Consider the following 2,168-nt stretch of genomic DNA (forward strand, 5'->3'; position numbering starts at 1 on the left):
GCAGCAATTTAATCACAGATAGCGATAGCTCGTAAACGCACACCAGGCGCATCTCACTCTTCGGCCATGAAGCCGAATTCAAACCGCAGAAATTTCTCCGCGTGTACCTCGAACTGCTCCTGCTTCGTCAGTCTGGTTTTGATGGTGATTTGGTTCCAGCAGGTAATGGGAAACATACCACTGTTCGCCGTCCTGGCAGGCAAAGAGTTCGGCGACGGCCAGGAAGAACAGCCGCCAGCGCATCCACCAGCGTTTTGCCTGTTCTTCACCATAAGTTGCGGCAAGGATTGGCAGAATTTGATTTCGCTTTTGGTCCAGCTTGTTCAGCCAGGCTTCTGCCGTACGCTGGTAATGCCGACCGTTCCAGCGCCACTGTTTCTCGACGCGCATGTGATCGTTGAAGTGAGACAGCAAATCCTCGCTGGGCATGATGCCACCGGTGAAAAAATGGCGCGCCATCCAGTCGTCCGCATTCTGATCATTGAATTCGTAAACGAACTGGCGGTGACAGAAAATATGGACGAACAACTTGCCTGCGTCGGTCAACCAGCCGGCAATCCGGTTTAGCAGTATTTCATAATTCCGCATATGCTCAAACATTTCGACCGACATCACGCGGTCATATTTCTGCGAGGTGGTAAAGTTGTTCATGTCAGCCGTAATGACAGTTAATCGATTGGAAACCCCCTGCTCTGCAGCCTGCCGTTCGATGAAGGTGCGCTGCGAATGGGAATTGGAAACCGCAGTCACACGACAATGCGGATAGTTCTCAACAATCCAAAGCGACAATGATCCCCAACCGCAGCCCAGTTCGAGAACCTGCATTCCATCTTCCAGTTGGGCATGTGCGCAAGTCTCTCGTAATGCTGCCGCTTCCGCTTCATCAAGCGTGGAGACACCTTCCGGCCAGTAACAACAACTGTATTTGCGACGGCGTCCCAATACCTGGCTGTAGAATTCCGCAGGCACTTCATAATGCTGATCGTTCGCCTTTTCCGGGACGAGGGCGACCGGACTCTGCCTGGCAGCCTCGATAAATGCCTGCTGTTTCTCTGTGCTGGTTTGGTCGCTGCCCGTATTGAGCGACATCAGACGTTTAGTGCATAATCGCCGAATGGCCCGTCGTGTCAGCCAGTCGGGAACCCAGCCCTGCTCTACGAATTCAATCGCGGCACTGATGATGAAATCTGTTTTCATGCGGTTACCTGTTTCCTTTTCGGCGGCCAGGGAAAAAACGCGCTGGTTGTCTGCTGATATTCCCGGTAGGCATCGCCTCGACTTTTTAAGGCCTGTGCTTCGGTGGGAGGAATGCCGGTGACATTGAGTATAAAATGCAGCATCAGCAGTGGTCCGATGATCGTGAACCAGCCCCACGGTGCGGTGATCGCCAGACCAACATACGCCCACCAGTGCAGCCATTCAAAAAAGTAATTCGGATGCCGCGAGAACTTCCACAGCCCCTCACGACAGACTTGCCCCTGTTTTTCTGAATTCGCACGAAACCGGGCGAGTTGCCAGTCGGCAATGAGTTCACCGATTATGGCGATTAGCCAGATCCCAATTCCAAGCACATCAAACAGGCCCAACGGCGATGTACCACGGGCCGCGATCAACATCGGCAACGCAAACAGCAGACTGCCAATCGCCTGCAACTGATAAAACCAGAACAGTTTTGCCTGGGCGGCGATGCCCCAGTTCTGTTTTAAAGTCTGATAGCGACCATCTTCCGGCATCGTGAATACGCGCCACAAAATGTATCCGCTCAACCGCAGCGCCCAGATCATGGCCAGAGCGGCAATCACGATCCGCCGCGTCAGGTCACCGGTATCGCTGCCCCAGACAAAAAAAAGGGCCAGCAAGCCGACTCCCATGCCCCAGGCAACATCGACAATGCCCGCATCACCGGTCCGGCGCTGTAACAACCACAGGAGTGCCATCACCAGAGCCATAAATATCCAACCGAGCAGAATCATAAACCAGGGATTCACGCCAGGACCTCCTGTTCCGACAAACAGAATACGGGAACCGGATGCTGGCTGACCGGGTCAAAACGACAGCCGGGCTTGGCGAACAGCATCTGCACCGTGTTGCACTGACGCTCCTCAAATGCTGCTTCGCAGTAGCTGAAATAATAGTCCCACATACGAATGAACGATTCGGAATATCCC

At 53.6% G+C, this 2,168-nt stretch carries 2 protein-coding genes and 1 pseudogene; all 3 read right to left on the reverse strand.

Features of this window, described 5'->3' with window-relative positions:
- Window positions 1-78: 78 nt before the first annotated feature.
- Entirely contained in the window at window positions 79-1,197 is a 1,119-nt protein-coding gene (locus Q0294_RS11120; protein ID WP_299464863.1) for a cyclopropane-fatty-acyl-phospholipid synthase family protein, read from the reverse strand.
- Window positions 1,194-1,988 carry a DUF1295 domain-containing protein gene (locus tag Q0294_RS11125; protein WP_299464866.1) on the reverse strand — a complete coding sequence of 265 codons (795 nt, stop codon included), beginning with the start codon at window positions 1,986-1,988 and terminating at the stop codon, window positions 1,194-1,196. Before Q0294_RS11125 ends, Q0294_RS11120 begins: the two co-directional genes overlap by 4 nt.
- Window positions 1,985-2,168: pseudogene (locus Q0294_RS11130) on the reverse strand (SAM-dependent methyltransferase); the annotation flags it as partial. The gene Q0294_RS11125 and the pseudogene Q0294_RS11130, both read right to left, overlap by 4 nt.

This window comes from uncultured Gimesia sp. (assembly GCF_937919775.1).
Classification (GTDB): Bacteria; Planctomycetota; Planctomycetia; order Planctomycetales; family Planctomycetaceae; genus Gimesia.